Origin of the sequence: Albidovulum salinarum (assembly GCF_025673475.1) — a bacterium.
Taxonomy (GTDB): Bacteria; Pseudomonadota; Alphaproteobacteria; order Rhodobacterales; family Rhodobacteraceae; genus Albidovulum; species Albidovulum salinarum.
Map to the genome: position 1 here is coordinate 241,569 of NZ_JAOVQO010000004.1, position 18,777 is coordinate 260,345.

Consider the following 18,777-nt stretch of genomic DNA (forward strand, 5'->3'; position numbering starts at 1 on the left):
CCCGATCACGCCAGCCAGCGCTTGCGGCGGCGGTAGGAGCGCACGTCGCGGAACGACTTGCGGCCCTCGTCCGACATGCCAAGGTAGAATTCCTTCACGTCGGGGTTCTCGCGCAGCTCCTTCGCCGGCCCGTCCATCACCACCCGGCCGCTTTCGAGGATGTAGCCGTAATGGGCGTAGCGCAGCGCCACGTTGGTGTTCTGCTCGGCCAGGAGGAAGGTCACGCCCTCCTTCTCGTTGACCGATTTGACGATTTCGAAGATCTGCTCGACGAGCTGCGGCGCGAGGCCCATCGAGGGCTCGTCGAGCAGGATCGTCTCCGGCTTCGACATCAGCGCCCGGCCGATCGCGCACATCTGCTGCTCGCCGCCGGAGGTGTAGCCGGCCTGGCTTTTGCGGCGCTCCTTCAGGCGCGGGAAATAGCTGTAGACCATCTCGAGGTCGCGCGCGACCGCGCCGGCGCCATCCTTGCGGGTATAGGCGCCCGTGAGGAGGTTCTCCTCGACCGTCAGGTGCTCGAAACAGTGGCGCCCCTCCATCACCTGGATGACCCCCATCTGCACCAGATCGGCCGGCGCCATGTCCTGCACCTTCTGGCCGCGGTAGACGATCGAACCCTTGGTGACCTCGCCGCGCTCGGAATGCAGCAGGTTGGAGATCGCCTTGAGGGTGGTGGTCTTGCCCGCGCCGTTGCCGCCGAGAAGCGCGGTGATGCCGCCTTTCGGGACATTGAGGCTCACGCCCTTCAGGACGAGGATCACATGGTTGTAGATCACCTCGATATTGTTGACCTCGAGCAGCGTCTCGGTCTTGCCGGCGTCGAGCATGGGGGGCCTCCCGTGCGGAAGTTGATCCAAAGGACCCCGGCCCTGGTCGGGCCGGGGAAGGTCTTGCATGGCGCTCAGTTGCAGCGTTCGGCGATGTTGTTTTCCGCGGCGAAGGCGGCGGAGTCCCCCATCACCAGCGGCGTCAGCACCTCATCATCCGGCGCGATAAAGCCGGTGATCAGGCTCCACGTCTTCGCCGAGGCGTCCCACTGCTGGATCATCGCGGCGCCCGGGCCGCCGTGATCCTCGCAGGACGAGGCGAAGGGCTGACCGAAGTTCGGCAGGCCAAGCTCGGCCATCCGCGCCTCGGTGATCTCCAGCGCCTCGAAACCGTCGCGGAGCTCGGCCGCGTTGATCGCCGCATGGCCGGAAAGCTCCTGCGCCTTGCGGATCGCTTCCGAGATCACCAGCGCCGCGTACATGCCGCGCGAGTAGAGCACCGACCCAACCTGGTCGCCCGCGCCGGAGGACTTGCCGGCGTCATAGACATACTGCTTGAGGTCGGCATAGACCGGATAGTCCATCCCGGTGCCGTGCATCGCGAGCGACTTGTAGCCATTGGCGCCGTCGCCTGCCGGCAGCACGTCGTTCTCCGAGCCCGACCACCAGACGCCGATGAAATTCTCCATCGGGAAACGGATGTTCGCGGCCTCCTGGATCGCCACCGCGTTCATCACGCCCCAGCCCCACATCAGCACATAGTCGGGCTTGTCGCGGCGGATCTGCAGCCACTGCGATTTCTGCTCCTGGCCGGGGCTGTCGACGGGGATCTCGACAAGCTCGAAGCCGTGCTTGGCCGCCAGCGCCGACAGGGTCGGGATCGGCTCCTTGCCATAGGCCGAGTTGTGGTAGACGAGCGCGATCTTCTTGCCCTCGAGGCTGCCGCCGTTCTCGTCGAGCAGATACTTGATCGCCACCGAGGCGGCGTCCCAGTAGTTGGCCGGATAGTTGAAGACGTTGGAGAAGACCTTGCCGTTCGCGGCCGAGGTGCGGCCGTAGCCCGGCGTGTAGAGCGGGATGTTGTCCGCCGTCACCTTCGGAATGAGCTGGTAGGTGATGCCGGTCGACAAGGGGTTGTAGACCAGCGCGCCGGAGCCCTTGGTAGCCTCGTAGCACTCGACGCCCTTTTCCGTGTTGTAGGCGGTCTCGCATTCCGGGGTCGCGACCTTCTCGCCGCCGATGCCGCCGTCGCGCTCATTGAGAAGCGTGAAATAGTCGTTGAAGCCGTCGGCATAGGGGATGCCGCCTGCGGCGAAGGGGCCGGTCCGGTAGCTCAGGTTCGGCACGACGAGCTCGGCCATCGCCGGCGTTGCCGTGGCCATCGCAAGAGCCAGGGCGGTCATGGTCTTTCTCATTCTGGGTCTCCTCCCAAGGTTAAGCGTTTCGACATGCCGGCGCCGGGGCCGGTCTTCTGGTTGGGCGGCCCTCAGTGCGGGAAGGGCCAGAGCCGGAGTTTCTCCTTCGCCAGCCGCCAGAGCTGGTTGAGCCCGTGCGGCTCGGCGATGAGGAAGATCACGATCAGCGCGCCGACGATCATCAGCTCGACATGCGCGGCGAGATCCGTGGCCCAGCCGAGTTGGCCGACGAGGACGTTCTTCAGAAGCACCGGCAGAAGCACCATGAAGGCCGCGCCGGCGAAGCTGCCGAAGATCGAGCCGAGCCCGCCGATGATGATCATGAAGAGGATCAGGAACGACTTCTGGATGCCGAAAGCCTCGCCGACCTCGGCCGCGCCGAGATAGACCGCGAAGAAGAGGGCCCCCGCCACGCCGATGTAGAAGGAGGAGATCGCGAAGGCGGAGAGCTTGGTGGTCAGCGGATTGACCCCGATGATCTCGGCCGCGATGTCCATGTCGCGGATCGCCATCCACTTCCGCCCCACGGTGCCGCGCGTCAGGTTCCGGGCGAGCCAGGCCAGCGCGAAGAGGATCACGAGGCAGAAGAAGTACTTGGCGCTTGCCGTGGTGTTGGCGCCGGTGACCGCATGGCCGAGGATCGTCCGTTCCGGCGCCGAGATCTGGCCCGAGGCGGAATAGTTGTAGAACCACGGCACCTTGTTGAAAAGCCAGACGAGGAAGAACTGCGCGGCGAGCGTCGCCACGGCGAGGTAGAAGCCCTTGATCCGGAGGCTGGGCAGGCCGAACAGGACACCCACGCCCGCCGTGATGCCGCCCGCGAGGAGGACGTGGATCAGGATCGAGACCTCGGGGAAGGCGGTCATCAGCTTGTAGCAGGCGTATGCCCCGACCGCCATGAAGCCCCCGGTGCCGAGCGAGACCTGCCCGCAATAGCCGGTGAGGATGTTGAGCCCGATCGCCGCGATTGCGTAGATCAGGAACGGCACGAAGACCGCATTCGCCCAGTAGTCGTTGATCAGGAGCGGCGCCGCCCCGAAGGCGACCGCGAGGATCGCATAGTAGCGCCAGCGGTCGAACCTGATCGGAAAGGTCTGGCTGTCGTCAACGTAAGACGTCTTGAAGTCGCCTGCCTCGCGGTAAAACATCGGTCAAACCCTCTCGATGATCTTTTCGCCAAACAGGCCCTGCGGCCGGAAGACGAGGAAGAGAAGCGCCAGCACATAGGCGAACCAGTTCTCGGTCGCGCCGCCGATCAGCGGGCCGGCGAAGAACTCGAAGAGCTTCTCGCCCATGCCGATGATCAGCCCGCCGACGATGGCGCCGGGGATCGACGTGAAGCCGCCGAGCATGAGGACCGGCAGCGCCTTCAGCGCAATCAGCGAGAGCGAGAACTGCACACCGGACTTCGAGCCCCACATGATCCCGGCCACCAGCGCCACGATCCCGGCGATCGACCAGACCAGCACCCAGATGAAGCGCAGCGAGATCCCGACCGAAAGCGCGGCCTGGTGGTCGTCGGCCACCGCGCGCAGCGCCCGGCCGTACTTGGTGTACTGCGAGAAGAGCGTGAGCGAGAGCACGAGGAGCGCCGCGACGACGGTCGCCACGATGTCGAGATTGTCGATATACAACCCGAAGCCGAAAACGCTGTCCGTGACGGCCTCGAATGCCTCATTTGCCCCCTGCGGCAGGCCGACGTCGAGCTTCTTGATGTCGGCGCCCCACATGATGTCGCCGAGGCCTTCGAGGAAGTAGGCCAGCCCGATCGTCGCCATGAAGAGGATGATCGGCGCCTGGTTGACGAGGTGCTGGAGCACGAACTTCTCGACGATCATCGCGAGCAGCACCATCACGGCCGCCGTGAGGATGATCGCGACGACCGCCGGCAGGTGCCAGCCGAAGTGGTGCAGGTTGGTGCCGAAGATCGCGTTGATGAGATGGGCGAAGGGCACCTGGCCGTTCTGGAAGCCCACGAGCGTCAGCGCCGCGAAGAGCGCGAGCACACCTTGCGCGTAGTTGAAGATTCCGGACGCCTTGAAAATGAGGACGAAACCCAGCGCCACGAGCGAATACATCACGCCGGCCATGAGGCCGTTCAGCGTGACCTCCATCGCGAAGAGGATCTGGTCAGACATGGCGCGCCTCCATGATGCCGCGGCTTGTGTCGGGACGCGGGCTGTACGCCTGGCGTACGCGCGCTGTACGGAAGCTGTCAGTCATGCGAGACCCCCAGATAGGCGTTGATCACGTCGGGATTGCTCCGGACCTCGTCGGGCGTGCCGTCGCCGATCTTCTTGCCGTAGTCCATCACGACGACCCGGTCGGAGAGGTCCATCACCACGCCCATGTCGTGTTCGATGAGCGCGATCGTGGTGCCGAACTCGTCGTTCACATCGAGAATGAAGCGGCACATGTCCTCCTTCTCCTCGACGTTCATGCCGGCCATCGGCTCGTCGAGCAGAAGAAGCTTCGGCTCGGCGGCGAGCGCGCGGGCGAGTTCCACCCGCTTCTTCAGCCCGTAGGGCAGACGTCCCACAGGCGTCTTCCGGATCGACTGGATTTCGAGGAAGTCGATGATTTTCTCGACTTTTTCCCGGTGCTCCGTCTCCTCGCGCTGGGCGCCGCCCCACCACATCGCCTGCGACAGGAGGCCCGATTTCATCAGCGTGAGCCGCCCGGTCATGATGTTGTCGAGGACCGACATCCCATCGAAGAGCGCGATGTTCTGGAAAGTGCGGGCGATGCCGAGGCGGGCGACCTGGTAGGGCTTCATCGGGCCGCGCTTGTAGCCCTTGAACCAGACCTCGCCCTCCTGCGGGACATAGAAGCCCGAGATCACGTTCAGCATCGAGGACTTGCCGGCGCCGTTCGGGCCGATGATGGCGCGGATCTCGCCATCGCGGATGTCAAAGGAAATGTCGGTGATCGCAGCCACGCCTCCGAAGCGCAGCGTGATGTTCTTCATCTCCATCAACACGCCGCCGATCTTGCGGCCGTCGGCGGTGGTGTAACCCTCTGAATTCATGTCCTTCATTCCGCCGCCATCCTTTCCGCCACCCGTTCCACCTTCGCGTCGCGCAGGGTCAGCGTCGCCTTGATCTTGCCCTTGCGGCCGTCTTCGTAGGTCACCTCGGTCTCGGTGTAGATCTCGTCCTTGCCGCCGTAGAGCGCGTCGATCAGGTCGGCGAACTTCTCCTCGATGATCTTGCGGCGGACCTTGCGGGTGCGGGTCAGTTCGCCGTCATCGGCGTCGAGTTCCTTGTGCAGGATCAGGAAGCGGTGGATCTGGCAGCCCGCCAGCATCGGGTCGGCGGCGACCGACTTGTTCACGTCCTCCACGTGGGACTGGATCATCTCGTAGACCTTCGGGTGGCCGGCGAGTTCCTGGTAGGAGGCATAGGCGATGTTGTTGCGCTCCGCCCAGTTGCCAACCGCGTTGAGGTCGATGTTGATGAAGGCGGTGCACATGTTCCGGCCCGCGCCGAACACCACGGCCTCGAGGATGTTCGGGTAGAACTTGAGCTTGTTCTCGACGTATTTCGGCGCGAAGAGCGTGCCGTCGGCCATCTTGCCCACGTCCTTGGCGCGGTCGATGATCCGAAGGTGCCCGGTGCCTTCCTCGAAGAAGCCGGCATCGCCGGTCGCCACCCAGCCCTCGGCATCCTTGGTCGAGGCGGTCGACTCGGCATTCTTGTAGTATTCCACGAAGGTGCCGGGCGAACGGTAGAAGACCTCGCCGTTGTCGCCGATCTTCACCTCGACGCCGGGCGAGGGCACGCCCACCGTATCCGACCGCACCTCGCCGTCCGGCTGCTGGGTGATGAAGACCGAGGCCTCGGTCTGGCCGTAGAGCTGCTTCAGGTTGATGCCGAGCGAGCGGTAGAAGTCGAAGATCTCCGGCCCGATCGCCTCGCCGGCGGTGTAGCCGACGCGGACGCGGGAAAAGCCGAGAGTGTTCTTCAGGGGGCCGTAGACGAGGAGATCGCCGAGCCAGTAGCGGAAGCGGTCCATTCCCGAAACGGGCTTGCCGTCGAGGATCGCCGGACCGACGCGGCGCGCGATGCCCATGTAGTGGTCGAACATCCGCTTCTTGAGCCGCCCGGCATCCTCCATGCGGATCATCACGTTGGTGAGCTGGCCCTCAAAGACCCGCGGCGGTGCGAAGAAATAGGTCGGCCCGATTTCGCGCAGGTCAGTCATCATGGTGGCGGCGTTCTCGGGACAGTTCACGGTGAACCCGGTCCAGAACGCCTGGCCGACCGAGAAGATGAAGTCGCCGACCCAGGCCATCGGCAGGTAAGCCAGCACCTCGTCGTCGCGCTTGAGGTGGTCGAAGGCGGCGGAGTTCTTCGCGGTCTCGATGATGTTGCGGTTCGACAGCACGACGCCCTTGGGCTTGCCGGTCGTACCGGACGTGTAGAGCATCACGCAGGTGTGGTCGTATGTCAGCTCGGCGATGCGCTTGTCGAGCTCGGGCCCCACGCGCTGCGCCGCCGCGCGCCCCTCGGCGGCGATGTCGGCGAGCGCGTTCATGCGGGTGTGGTCGTATTTGCGCATGCCGCGCTTGTCGAGATAGGCGATGTGGTGGATCTGGGTGCTCTTGTCGCCGAGCGCCTCCTGCACCTCTAGCACCTTGTCGACCTGCTCCTGGTCGCCCGCGACGATGAAGCGCGCGCCGCAGTGCTCGAGGACATAGGCCATCTCCTCGGCCACGGCGTCCTGATAGAGCGGCACCGGCACCGCGCCGCACATCTCGGCGGCCACCATCGACCAGTAGAGCGCCGGGCGGTTGCGGCCGATGATCGCGACGTGATCGCCGCGGTCGATGCCGAGCGTGAGGAAACCGAGCGCGATGGCGCGGACCTCGTCGGCCGTCTCGGCCCAAGTCCAGCTCTGCCAGATGCCGAATTCCTTCTCGCGGAAGGCGGGCAACCCGCCCCACTTTGCCGCGTTGCGCGCCAGAAGCGCCGGGATGGACTGCAAGTCGCCCGTCGTCGCGTTTTCTGCCACTGGTGCTCCTCCCCCCGCGCCGATCCGCGGCGCCTGTATTCGCCTGCGGGTGATTCCTCCGATGCCCGCAGCTTCCGTGCAAGACGATTGCGGTTAAAGGTTGCCGGACTTTTTCCCAATCCTTTCGAATTGTAACAGGCCCGACTTCCCCTTTGCGGCCCGCGCCCGGCGGTGCTAGCGATAGGGCGAAAGGAGCCCTCGCGGATGGAGCGGAACGACACGCGCGCCAAGCTGACCCAGGCCGGGCTGAACCTCATCCAGCAGGCGCTGTCGATCTACGACAAGGATCTCCGGCTTGCGGTCTGCAACCGCCGCTTCCAGGAGATGTTCGACCTGCCCGAGGCCCTCGTGACGCCGGGCGCCGCCTTCGAGGACACGATCCGCTACCTCGTCACCCGCGGCGAATACGGGCCGGTCGAGGACGAGGAAGACGCGGTGCGGACCCGCGTCGAGCAGGCCCGCGCCTTCCAGCCGCACTACATGGAGCGGACCCGCGCGAACGGCCGCACGATCTCGGTCGAGGGCTCGCCGCTGCAACAGGGCGGCTGGGTCACGGTCTATACCGACATCACCGAGATCAAGGCGCAGGAGGCGCTCCTGCGCACCCGTTCCGAGGAGCTCTCCGACCAGCTTCTCACCCATGCCGAGCGGCTCGCCCAGGCCAACCGCGCGCTCGGTGCGACGAACGCGGCGCTGACCGAGGCCAAGCGCGAGCTGACCGAGATGGAGGCGCGGACCCGGCTCGTGACCGAGATGATGCCGGCCCATATCGCCCATGTCGGACACGATCTCGTCTATACTTATTCGAACCGGCGGCTCTCGGCGGTGATGCCGGGCAGCCTCTCCGACATCGTCGGCCGACCGGTACCCGAGGCACTGGGCGCCGAGACCTTCGCCAAGATCGAGCCGGGGCTCGGCCGCGCGCTTTCGGGCGAGCCGAACGTGTTCGAGTTCACCCATGACGCCTCGGGCCGCCGGATCCGGCTCGCGCTGACGCCGGACCGCGACGCCGGGGGGCGTGTCCAGGGGGTCTACATTCTCTCGATGGACGTCACCGAGGAAACCCAGGCCCGCGCCGCCCTGAGCCAGAGCGCGAAGCGCGAACTCGCGGCCCAGCTCACCTCCGGGCTCGCGCACGACTTCGCCAACCTGCTCACGATCATCCTCGGGCTTCAGGGGCGGCTGGAACGGATCGAGAAGCTTCCGGCCGACGCCGCCGATCTCGCCCGCGCCACGCTCGCCGCCGCGCGCCGGGGCGGCACGCTCCTCGACCGGATCGCCGCGATCTCCGGCCCGCGCGAGATCCATCCCGCCGCCACCGACCTTGCCGCCCTCCTCGACGAGCTGCGTATCATGGCGGGGCCGTCGCTGCCCGAGGGGATCGGCCTCGACATCCTTGTCGCGGGCGCGTTGGGGCCGGTGCTTCTCGACGCCGGATCGCTGCAGGACTCGCTCCTGAACCTCGTCCTCAACGCCCGCGACGCGATCGGCTCGGGCGTGGGGCGGATCACCCTCACCGTGCGCCCGGTGCGCGACACCTGGATCGAGATCAGCGTCGCCGATACCGGACCCGGCTTCTCGGCGGCGGCCCTCGACCACGGGCTCGATCCGTTCTTCACCACGAAGGGCGGCGAGGGGTCGGGACTCGGCCTGTCGATGGTCTATGACCACACCAAGCTGATGGGCGGCAGCGTGAAGCTCGCCAACCGACCGGAGGGCGGCGCCAGGGTCATGCTGCGGCTGCCGCTGCGCCCCGTCGGCCCCGCGCCGGCCGCGCCGCTTCTCGTGCTGCTGGTCGAGGACACGGAGGAGATCCGCACCGACATCCGCGAGATGCTCACGGCGATGGGCCACAACGTCATCGAGGCCGCGAGCGTGGCGGAGGCGGAGGAGCTTGTGGACCTGCCGGGGGTCGACCTCGTGCTGTCGGACATCAGCCTGCCCGGCGGCCGCACCGGCGTCGATTTCATGCAGGCGCTTGCCGCCCGCGACCACCCGGCGCGGCGGCTCCTGATGACCTCGCTGCCGCCGGGGGATGCCTTGCGCGCCCGCGCCGGGGCGGTTCCGATCCTCAGCAAACCCTTCACCGCCGCCGAGCTTGCCGCCGAGCTCGCCACCCGGGAGGCCGCATGAGCCAGACCAGTCCGCGCGGGTCCGACACCCGGCCCCATGTCGCGATCCTCGACGACGAGCCGGAGATTCGCCGGATGCTCTCGGACGCGCTGGAGGAGGCGGGCTTCCGCACCTCGAGTTTCGCGCGCGCGACCGAGTTCGAGGCCGCGCTGAACCGGATGACGCCCGACGTCTGCCTCGTCGATCTTGGCCTGCCGGACCGCGACGGGCTGGCGCTGGTGCACCGGCTGGCGCTGGAATCGGGCGCGGCGATCATCATCATCTCGGGGCGCGCGCAGGTGCAGGACCGGGTGACGGGGCTCGAGCTCGGCGCCGACGACTACATCATCAAGCCCTTCGACCCGGCCGAGGTCGTGGCCCGGATCCGTGCCCGGCTTCGGAAGGGCCGCGCCGATCCCGAGCGCGCCGCGACGGTGGCGCGCTTCGCCGGCTGGAGCGCCGATTTCGACCGCTATGTGCTTGTCGACGAGACAGGCGCCGAGGTGCCCTTCTCCCATGCCGAGGGCGAGGTTCTGCGGCTTTTCCTCGACAGTCCGAAACGGCTGATCTCGCGCGCGCAGATGCAGGAGAGCCTTGGCGGTGCGGCGGGCGAGAGCTTCGACCGGGCGATGGATGTGCGGATCTCGCGGCTCAGGACCAAGCTCGGCGAGGATCCGAAGAATCCGCGCCTGATCAAGACGATCTACGGCGCGGGCTACATCTTTCTCGGCGATGTCGACTGGGGCTGACGGCTGCCGGGGAAACGGAGGGAAAGCAATGCGGATTCACTGGTGCGGCACGGGCCTGTCGGCGCTTCCCGGGCTCAGGCGGCTGATCCTCGCCGGCCATCCGGTGACGGTCTGGAACCTGCCGGTCGAGGCGGCGGTGGCGGCGGTCGGCGATGTCGCGGACGACATCCGGGCGATGGAGCCTGCGGCTTTCGGCGCCGCACTCGGCCGGGGCGACATCGTCGTCTCGATGCTGCCCGCGCATCTGCACGGCGACCTCGCCCGTGCCTGCGTCGAGCGCGGCGCGCATTTCATCTCGTCGAGCTACATCACCGACGAGATGCGGGCGCTAGACGCGCCCGCGCGCGAGACCGGGGTCGCGATCGTCAACGAGGTCGGGCTCGACCCCGGCATTGACCACCTCATGGCGCATGACCTCGTCGCCCGCTACCGCGCCTCGGCTGCCTACAACGCGGCGAACGTCCTCTCATTCACCTCCTATTGCGGCGGCCTGCCGGCGATCCCGAACGCCTTCCGCTACAAGTTCTCCTGGTCGCCGCTCGGCGTTCTCAAGGCGCTGAAGGCGCCGGCGCGGGCGATCCGGGACTTCTCGGAACTGCGGGTGGCCCATCCTTGGGACGCGGTCACCAGTTTCGCCGCGCCGCTGCCCGTCCCGGAGACCTTCGAGGTCTATCCGAACCGCGACAGCCTGCCCTATGTCGCCGACTACCGCTTCGATCCCGCCTGGAAACTGCGCGATTTCGTGCGCGGCACTCTCCGGCTCAACGGCTGGGCGGAAGCCTGGGCGCCGGTCTTCGAGACGCTCGCCGCGGCGCCCGACGCTGCAACTCTCGAGGCCCTGTCGGACCGGCTGCTGAAGGAGCACCCCTTCGCCCCCGGAGAGCCGGACCGGGTCGTCCTCTGTGTCGCGCTGAAGGCGGAACGGGCGGGGGTTCCGGTCTGGCACGAAAGCTGGGCGCTCGACGCCCGCGGCGACGTGCGCGGCTCGGCGATGGCGCGGCTCGTCTCGGGGACGGTGGCGCTGGCCGTCGAGGCGCTGATGGCGCGGGAACTGCCGGTCGGGCTACACGCCGCGCCGCACGATCCGCGCCTGGTGGCGCGCTGGCTCGAGGCGACGGGGCACGAAGCGCAGGTCATGCGGCGGGTCGACCTGATCAGGCGGTGACGCCGCCCGGCGGTGGAATCGCTCCGACGGGCCAAGCCGGCCGCCAAGGGGTCCGGGCACCCCTCCGCCCGCTTTCCCGCGCAAGGAACCCCGGCGCGCCTCGGGCCGGCGCCGAACGGCCTGTCCCGGGCGCGTTCGACGACGGTTTCGCTCGGCAGGTCTTGACGTCAACCAAATCAACCGGAAGAAACGAGAACTGACCCCAAACCAATTTGGCTGGGAACAGGGGATGATCCGCGACTGGCGCAACGCGTCCTCCCCATCCGCAGTTCTGCCGGAAGGAAAGTTCCATGAAGTTCCGCTTTCCCATCGTCATCATCGACGAAGACTTTCGCTCCGAGAACTCGTCGGGCCTCGGCATCCGGGCGATGGCGCAGGCCATCGAGGCCGAGGGCTTCGAAGTCCTCGGCGTGACCAGCTACGGCGACCTGTCGCAGTTCGCGCAGCAGCAGTCTCGGGCCAGCGCCTTCGTGCTTTCCATCGACGATGAGGAATTCAGCCCCGGCCCGGACATCGACCCGGTCGTGACCAACCTGCGCAGCTTCATCGAGGAGGTGCGCTGGAAGAACGCCGACGTGCCGATCTACGTCTACGGCGAGACCAAGACCAGCCGGCACCTGCCCAACGACATCCTGCGCGAGTTGCACGGCTTCATCCACATGTTCGAGGACACGCCAGAATTCGTGGCGCGCCACATCATCCGCGAGGCCAAGAGCTACCTCGAAGGCATCCAGCCGCCGTTCTTCCGCGCCCTGCTCGACTACGCCGAGGACGGCTCCTATTCCTGGCACTGCCCGGGGCATTCGGGCGGCGTGGCCTTCCTGAAAAGCCCGATCGGCCAGATGTACCACCAGTTCTACGGCGAGAACATGCTGCGCGCCGACGTCTGCAACGCGGTGGAGGAGCTGGGCCAGCTCCTCGACCACAACGGCGCCATCGGCGCCTCCGAGCGCAACGCCGCACGCATCTTCAACGCCGATCACTGCTTCTTCGTCACCAACGGGACCTCGACCTCCAACAAGATGGTCTGGCACCACACGGTGGCGCCGGGGGACGTGGTGGTGGTGGACCGCAATTGCCACAAGTCGATCCTGCACTCGATCATCATGACCGGGGCGGTTCCGGTATTCCTGAAGCCGACGCGGAACCACTACGGTATCATCGGCCCGATCCCGCACAGCGAGTTCGAGGTCGAGACGATCAAGGCCAAGATCCGCGCCAACCCGCTGCTCGCCGATGTCGATGCCGAGACCGTCAAGCCACGGATCATGACGCTCACGCAGTCGACCTATGACGGGGTGCTCTACAACACCGAGTCCATCAAGGGCATGCTCGACGGCTATGTCGACAACCTGCATTTCGACGAGGCCTGGCTGCCGCACGCAGCCTTCCACCCCTTCTACGGCAGCTACCATTCGATGGGCCGCAAGCGCGGGCGGACCAAGCACTCGGTCACCTACGCCACGCAGTCGATCCACAAGCTCCTCGCCGGCATCAGCCAGGCGAGCCATGTGCTCGTGCAGGATTCGCAGGACACCAAGCTCGACCGGCACCTCTTCAACGAAGCCTACCTGATGCACACGAGCACGAGCCCGCAGTACAGCATCATCGCCAGCTGCGACGTGGCCGCGGCCATGATGGAGCCGCCGGGCGGCACCGCGCTCGTCGAGGAAAGCATCGCCGAGGCACTGGATTTCCGCCGCGCCATGCGCAAGGTCGACGAGGAGTTCGGCCAGGATGACTGGTGGTTCCAGGTCTGGGGGCCGGACGAGCTGGTCGATGAAGGCATCGGCCGCACCAAGGACTGGGTGCTGAAACGGACGGACGCGGACGGCGTGCAGCCCTCGGACGGCGAGGAGTCCTGGCACGGGTTCGGCGACATGGCGCCCGGCTTCAACATGCTCGATCCGATCAAAGCCACGATCATCACCCCCGGCCTGAACCTCGACGGGCGGTTCGAGAAGACGGGCATCCCCGCCTCCATCGTGACCAAGTATCTCGCCGAACACGGCGTCGTGGTCGAAAAGACGGGCCTCTACAGCTTCTTCATCATGTTCACCATCGGCATCACCAAGGGCCGCTGGAACACGCTCCTGACCGCATTGCAGCAGTTCAAGGACGACGTCGCCCGGAATCTGCCGATGTGGCGCGCCATGCCGGAGTTCTGCGCAAAGCAACCGCGCTACGAGCAGATGGGGCTGCGCGACCTCTGCCAGCATGTGCACGCGCTCTACGCCAAGTACGATGTGGCGATCCTGTCCACCGACATGTATCTCAGCGATCTCACGCCAGCGATGAAACCCAGCGAGGCATTTTCGCACATCGCGCGCCGGACCACGCAGCGCGTGCCGATCGACGACCTCGAGGGCCGGATCACCACCAGTCTGGTCACGCCCTACCCGCCGGGCATCCCGCTGCTGATTCCGGGCGAAGTGTTCAACAAGAAGATCGTGGAATACCTGAAGTTCAACCGCGAGTTCGCGCGCGAATGCCCGGGCTTCGAAACCGATATCCACGGCCTCGTGCAGGAGGTCGGCGCCGACGGGTCGGTACACTATTTCGCCGACTGCGTGGGAACGTGACCTGACGGCCGGAAACCGGCCGCCTTCCTGAGAGGGAACCACGCCGGCCCGACGAGGCGCCAAAGGATCGGATCAGGAAATTCCCGTCGCGGAGTGCGCGTCCCAGCCTGCGCTGATCCGGAAAACCGGCTCCCTTCGCCCTTCGCCGCGCTGGAACGCTTCGTGACGCGTTCTCACGCCCGGAATCTTCCGGTTCCGGCGGAGCGTCGGCGGCAAATTCACCTTACGTCGGGGCAAGCACTTTGCGGTTGTCTGATCGCCTTCACCGGTCGCTCCGTGGCGACGAATCCGGCCGGGAAACGGTTGCCGATTTGCGCGGTCGCCCTAAAAGCCTGTCGTCGGGCCGTCGATGCGGCGGCGGCGCGTGGCCTTCCGACGGTATCCGGAACAAGCCTGCGATCATCAAGACGAAATCGGCGGCACGCCAACCCGGCATGCCGATCGCAATTCGAAATAGAGTGCTCCAGCAGTTTTAGGCTTCAAGTTGGACGGCGCCCGGAACTGCAGCCACCGACGCTCAAGGAGCGAAAGAATCATCGTGGCCGAATATGGCTAGCACCCGTGATTTACGCGATGCAATAGTGGCTGCGCTAAGCATCGCGGTGTTCACCAAAGGGGATCTCCGCTGTGCAGCCAACACAATTGCAACCGGGATGAATTGGAGAATACCCATGAAAAAGCTGCTTTCGCTCGCGGTGCTGACCTGTGCATTCGGTACCGCCGGCATGGCGCAGACCTATGCCGAGAAGCTCTATGAAAACGGCTCGCTCACCCTCAACAATACGGAACAGTATCTCAAGGACCTGCTGCTCGATCACGGCGTGTCCGAAGACTGCCTCGGCAAGCTCGCATGGGCCGATGCGTCCGAGATGCAGATGATCATCGACGGCAGCGACAACCGCGAGGGCAAGAAGACCAAGATCAAGCTGATCCTCGACAGGAAGTGCGGCTGATCTAATACTTTAGGGGGAGGGCGAATTCGCCCCCCTCATTTAACCCGGCGTGGAATTTGCGCCGGAATGGCAAGCGATTTACAGTCCCTGACGGGTGCAATTCTGGCTTGGAGAGAAACCGCTGAAAATGCGAGTTCCGATGATCTCCAGCCGTGCCTTCGTCGGTTTCGCGGATCCCGTCGAGGAATTGATCGGACCGCGCGCATTGGCATCACTTTTGCAGCGTGTCGACCTGCCGGAAACGGTTCTGCACAGCTACAAGCATTATGTTCCCCAAAGCCGCCAGCTCAGTTTCTTTGAAGGCCTGTCACAGGTAATCAAGGGCGAAGCGTGCCTCGAGCTCGCGAAGCACGCTTCCATTTCAACTTTTGGCAAGTTCGCCGATTATGTGTGCGCCGCCGAGACGTTTGGCGATGCGATCCATCTTGCCTGCGCGATGATGCCCTACCACGCTTCCCACGACAGGCTGTCCATTCAGACCAAGGAGAGCCGGGCATATTGGAACTACCACTCGGTCCTGCGCAGTGCGAAGGGATATCGGCACTACGCAGTGCTGTCGGCGCGGGTGATGGCCTCGCTGGGCGAGCGGTATATTACCGGAACGACGCTCCTCGAGCACGTCGGGTTTGATTTTCCGAAGCCGGCGAATGCAGCGCGATATGAACTGCTGTTTGGCTGCGAGATCCGGTTTCAGCAGCCCGCGATCACCCTGGCCTACAAGCGTTCCGCATTGTCCTGCGTTCAGTTGGTGCGCCCGTCGAAACTCACGACGCTGAATGACATCGTCCTGGAAGTGACCACCCCTGCCCCGAAGGAGTCGTTGGCCGCGGTGGAGGCGATGATCCGGCTCGGCATCGAAGAGGGGCGCGTCGAGATGGGCCATGTCGCTCGACGGTTGGGATTTGGAGAACGGACCCTGCGGCGGAGGATGGACGAATTCGGCATCTCCTACCGCGATCTCGTGCTGAAGACGCGGATCGACAAGGCGCGCGAGTTGATCGCCGAAACGGATATCCCGATCATCGAAATCGGCTTGATGCTCGGCTACTCCGACGCATCGCATTTTGGCCGCGCGTTCAAGCGGCTGACGGGCATGGCCCCGAGCGAAGTCCGCAGGTCGGAGGCGGACCGCGACCCGCTCGCCCTTCCGGCACCATCGGCGCCGGCCAATGGCAAGAACGGCAAGGCGCTCTAGCAGACGGCCACGGCATCGGGCCGCCGGCCGCCGTGGCACCGGCTGACGTGCCGGGCCAACCGGCGGATATGCCGCCGCCAGGCCCGGCGGCCGGTTCGGACCGGCACGGGACCGGGATCCCAGCCGATGCCGGTCCACCGCTTCCGATCGCAGCGAGACGACCGTGCGCTAGGCGCGGAGCCGTTCGCCGCCCGGGTCGAAGGGCGGCCGCGCGAGGACGACCCCGCGATGCGGCCGGCCGAGGATCATCACCTCGACCTCGGTCCCGGGCGCGACACCCCGCAGATAGGCGAGCGCGAGCGACTTGCCGACCGAATAGCCGTAGGCCCCCGAGGTCACGCGGCCCACGGGCTTGCCATCGGGCAGGAAGATCGGCTCGCCCCCGGTCGCGTCCGCGTCCTTCACGTCGAGCACCTCGACCATCGACAGCGTCTCGCGCGGCGCGCGGTCCATCAGCGCGGCATAGGCGGCCTTGTTCAGGAACTCCTTGTCCATCTTGATCAGCGGCGCGAAGCCGGTTTCCTGCGGCCAGTACTCGGGGCTGTATTCGCGGCTCCAGGAACCGTAGCCCTTCTCGACCCTGAGGCTCATCAGCGCCCGCGACCCGACCGGACCGACGCCGATCGACTTGCCGGCCTCCAGAAGCGCGGTATAGAGCGCGGCCTGGTCCTCGGTGCGGCAATGCAGCTCCCAGCCGAGATCGCCGGTGAACGAGACCCGGATGGCGACCACCTCGACCCCGGCCAGGGTGATCTGCGCCGATCGCATGAACGGGAAGTCCGCGGTCGCGAGCGAGGCGTCGGTGAGCCCCTGCAGGAGCGCCCGCGATTGCGGCCCGGCGACGTTGAAGCCGCACATCGCTTCGGTTCGGCCTTCGAAACGCACGGTTTCGGGGCGCGCGACGGCGTCGAAGAACCGCTTGTGGTAGCGTTCGGCCATGCCCGAGCCGACGATCAGGAAGTCCTCCTCGCCGAGCTTCGTCACCGTGAAATCGCCCGCGATCCCGCCCCGCACGCCGATGAGCGGCGTCAGGCAGGACCGGCCCACCGCCTTCGGCATCCGGTTGGCGAAGACCGCGTCGAGCCAGTCCGACGCGCCCGCGCCGGTGACCCGGTACTTGGCGAAGTTGGAGATGTCGATGATCCCCGCGCGGTCGCGCAGCATCCGGCATTCGTCGCCCACCGGGCCCCACCAATTCTGACGCGTGAAACCGTTGGTGTCGGTCGTGCCCGGCGTGTCGGCGAACCACAGCGGGTGCTCCCAGCCGTAGTTCAGGCCGAAGACCGCGCCCATCGCCTTCTGGGTCTCGTAGACGGGCCGGGTGCGGACCGGGCGGCCCGCCGCGCGTTCCTCGTTCGGGAAGTGGATCTTGAAGCGGTTCGCGTACTGGTCGCGCACCCGCGCCTTGGTGAAGGCCTTGTCCGCCCATTCGCCGAACCGCGCCACGTCCCAGGCGAACATGTCGTACTGGCTCTCGCCCTCGACGATCCACTGCGCCGCCATCAGGCCCATTCCGCCCGACTGCGAGAAGCCGGGGATGATGCCGTTGCAGCAGAAGTAGTTCTTCAGGTCGGGATGCGGGCCGTAGAGCACGTTCGCATCCGGCGACCAGATCATCGGGCCGTTGATGACCCGCTTGATCCCGGCCTCGCCCACCGCCGGCACCCGGTCGATGGCGCGCATCATGTTCTCCTCGATCCGCCCGAGGTCGTCGGGGAAGAGGTCATGCGCGAAGTCGAGCGGCGTACCCTCCTCGGCCCAGAAGCGCATGTCGCGCTCGTAGGCGCCGATCAGGAGACCCTTGCCCTCCTGCCGCAGGTAGTATTCCCCGTCGCGGTCCGCGACCGAGGGCAGGCGGCGGTCCATGTCGGCGATGGCCTGGATCGTCTCGGTCACGAAATACTGGTGCTCGGTCGGCTGCAGGGGCAGCGTGATCCCCGCCAGCGCCGCGACCTCGCGGCCCCAGAGGCCGGCGGCGTTGACCACCCAGTCGGTGCGGATGTCGCCCTTGGGCGTCCGAACGATCCATGTACCGTCGGGCTGCTGCTCGGTCGCGGTCACCGGGGTGAAGCGGTGGATCTCGGCGCCGCGCTGGCGCGCGCCCACGGCATAGGCATTGGTCACGCCCGACGGGTCGACATTGCCGCCCGACGGCTCGAACATGATGCAGCGGATGCCGTCGAAATTGACCAGCGGATGCAGCCGTTCGGCCTCGTCGCGGCTGATCTCGTGGAAGTTCAGCCCGTAGTATTTCGCCTTGGCCGCCTGCAGGCGCAGCTGGTGCTCGCGCGCCTCGGTCTGCGCGAGGTAGAGCGATCCCGGCTGGAACACGCCGCAGCCCTGGCCGGTCTCGGCCTCGAGCGCCTTGTAGAGATCCATCGTGTAGTTCTGGATCCGGGTGATGTTGTTGTTGTCGTGCAGCCCGTGGATGTTGGCCGCCGCGTGCCAGGTCGAGCCGGAGGTCAGTTCGTCGCGTTCAAGCAGGACGACATCAGTCCAGCCGAGCTTGGTGAGGTGATAAAGGATCGAGCAGCCGATGACGCCGCCTCCGATCACGACAGCCTGGGCATTGGTTTTCATGTGTAAGCCTTTCGGGAATTCGTCGTTTGTACGGGTATCGCGGGAGGGGCTCACGGCTCGTCGCTGCCGATCTCTTCTTTCCGGCGGGCGACATAGGCGTCAAGTGCCTCGCGGATGGTGGGGTCCAGTGCCGGTTCCTCGTAGTCGCGCAGCGCCTGCTGCCAGAGCCCGGTCGCGCGGGTCAGCGCGTCCTTCGCGCCGGCCGCCTCCCAGCCGCCGTAGTTGGTCCAATCCGACAGCATCGGC

14 protein-coding genes are annotated in these 18,777 nt (G+C 66.1%); 6 read left to right on the top strand and 8 right to left on the bottom strand.

Annotation, left to right across the window (positions count from 1 at the left end; genetic code table 11):
* Positions 1-5: 5 nt before the first annotated feature.
* From OEZ60_RS06020 to OEZ60_RS06045, 6 genes are all read right to left on the bottom strand, one after another.
* Entirely contained in the window at positions 6-827 is an 822-nt protein-coding gene (locus OEZ60_RS06020; protein ID WP_263334179.1) for an ABC transporter ATP-binding protein, read from the bottom strand.
* A gap of 74 nt (positions 828-901) precedes the next feature.
* Positions 902-2,182 (bottom strand): ABC transporter substrate-binding protein, encoded by a 1,281-nt coding sequence (locus tag OEZ60_RS06025; RefSeq protein ID WP_263334181.1) that lies wholly within the window; start codon positions 2,180-2,182, stop codon positions 902-904.
* Positions 2,183-2,253: 71 nt separating this feature from the next.
* Positions 2,254-3,330, bottom strand: a complete 1,077-nt coding sequence (locus tag OEZ60_RS06030) for a branched-chain amino acid ABC transporter permease (protein WP_263334183.1) — start codon at positions 3,328-3,330, stop codon at positions 2,254-2,256.
* A gap of 3 nt (positions 3,331-3,333) precedes the next feature.
* The gene (locus tag OEZ60_RS06035) at positions 3,334-4,320 is read right to left on the bottom strand and encodes a branched-chain amino acid ABC transporter permease (RefSeq protein ID WP_263334184.1); all 987 of its coding nucleotides are present in this window, start codon (positions 4,318-4,320) and stop codon (positions 3,334-3,336) included.
* Between the two features lie 77 nt (positions 4,321-4,397).
* Positions 4,398-5,219: an ABC transporter ATP-binding protein gene (locus OEZ60_RS06040; protein WP_263334186.1), complete on the bottom strand. Its 822-nt coding sequence runs from the start codon at positions 5,217-5,219 to the stop codon at positions 4,398-4,400.
* Positions 5,216-7,195, bottom strand: a complete 1,980-nt coding sequence (locus tag OEZ60_RS06045) for a long-chain fatty acid--CoA ligase (RefSeq protein WP_263334188.1) — start codon at positions 7,193-7,195, stop codon at positions 5,216-5,218. The genes OEZ60_RS06040 and OEZ60_RS06045 overlap by 4 nt, the downstream gene beginning before the upstream one ends.
* A gap of 204 nt (positions 7,196-7,399) precedes the next feature.
* Here OEZ60_RS06045 and OEZ60_RS06050 point away from each other — a divergent pair, with 204 nt between their 5' ends.
* The 6 genes from OEZ60_RS06050 to OEZ60_RS06075 all read left to right on the top strand — a co-directional run bounded on the left by OEZ60_RS06050 (position 7,400) and on the right by OEZ60_RS06075 (position 15,951).
* Complete coding sequence (locus OEZ60_RS06050) at positions 7,400-9,328, top strand: hybrid sensor histidine kinase/response regulator (RefSeq protein WP_263334189.1); 1,929 nt, start codon at positions 7,400-7,402, stop codon at positions 9,326-9,328.
* The gene (locus tag OEZ60_RS06055; RefSeq protein WP_263334191.1) at positions 9,325-10,056 is read left to right on the top strand and encodes a response regulator transcription factor; all 732 of its coding nucleotides are present in this window, start codon (positions 9,325-9,327) and stop codon (positions 10,054-10,056) included. The genes OEZ60_RS06050 and OEZ60_RS06055 overlap by 4 nt, the downstream gene beginning before the upstream one ends.
* 28 nt (positions 10,057-10,084) lie before the next feature.
* On the top strand, positions 10,085-11,221 hold the full coding sequence (locus OEZ60_RS06060) for a saccharopine dehydrogenase C-terminal domain-containing protein (protein ID WP_263334193.1): 1,137 nt from the start codon (positions 10,085-10,087) through the stop codon (positions 11,219-11,221).
* 290 nt (positions 11,222-11,511) lie between these two features.
* Positions 11,512-13,803, top strand: a complete 2,292-nt coding sequence (locus tag OEZ60_RS06065) for an arginine/lysine/ornithine decarboxylase (RefSeq protein ID WP_263334194.1) — start codon at positions 11,512-11,514, stop codon at positions 13,801-13,803.
* A gap of 671 nt (positions 13,804-14,474) precedes the next feature.
* Positions 14,475-14,756, top strand: a complete 282-nt coding sequence (locus OEZ60_RS06070; RefSeq protein ID WP_263334196.1) for a hypothetical protein — start codon at positions 14,475-14,477, stop codon at positions 14,754-14,756.
* Positions 14,757-14,850: 94 nt separating this feature from the next.
* Positions 14,851-15,951, top strand: a complete 1,101-nt coding sequence (locus tag OEZ60_RS06075; protein WP_263334198.1) for a helix-turn-helix transcriptional regulator — start codon at positions 14,851-14,853, stop codon at positions 15,949-15,951.
* Positions 15,952-16,119: 168 nt separating this feature from the next.
* Here the strand turns inward: OEZ60_RS06075 and OEZ60_RS06080 are convergent, their stop codons facing one another.
* Together OEZ60_RS06080 and OEZ60_RS06085 are read right to left on the bottom strand one after the other, a co-directional pair.
* The gene (locus tag OEZ60_RS06080) at positions 16,120-18,531 is read right to left on the bottom strand and encodes a GcvT family protein (protein ID WP_263334199.1); all 2,412 of its coding nucleotides are present in this window, start codon (positions 18,529-18,531) and stop codon (positions 16,120-16,122) included.
* A gap of 50 nt (positions 18,532-18,581) precedes the next feature.
* The coding region (locus tag OEZ60_RS06085) for a trimethylamine methyltransferase family protein (protein ID WP_263334201.1) at positions 18,582-18,777 on the bottom strand (196 nt) is incomplete at its 5' end.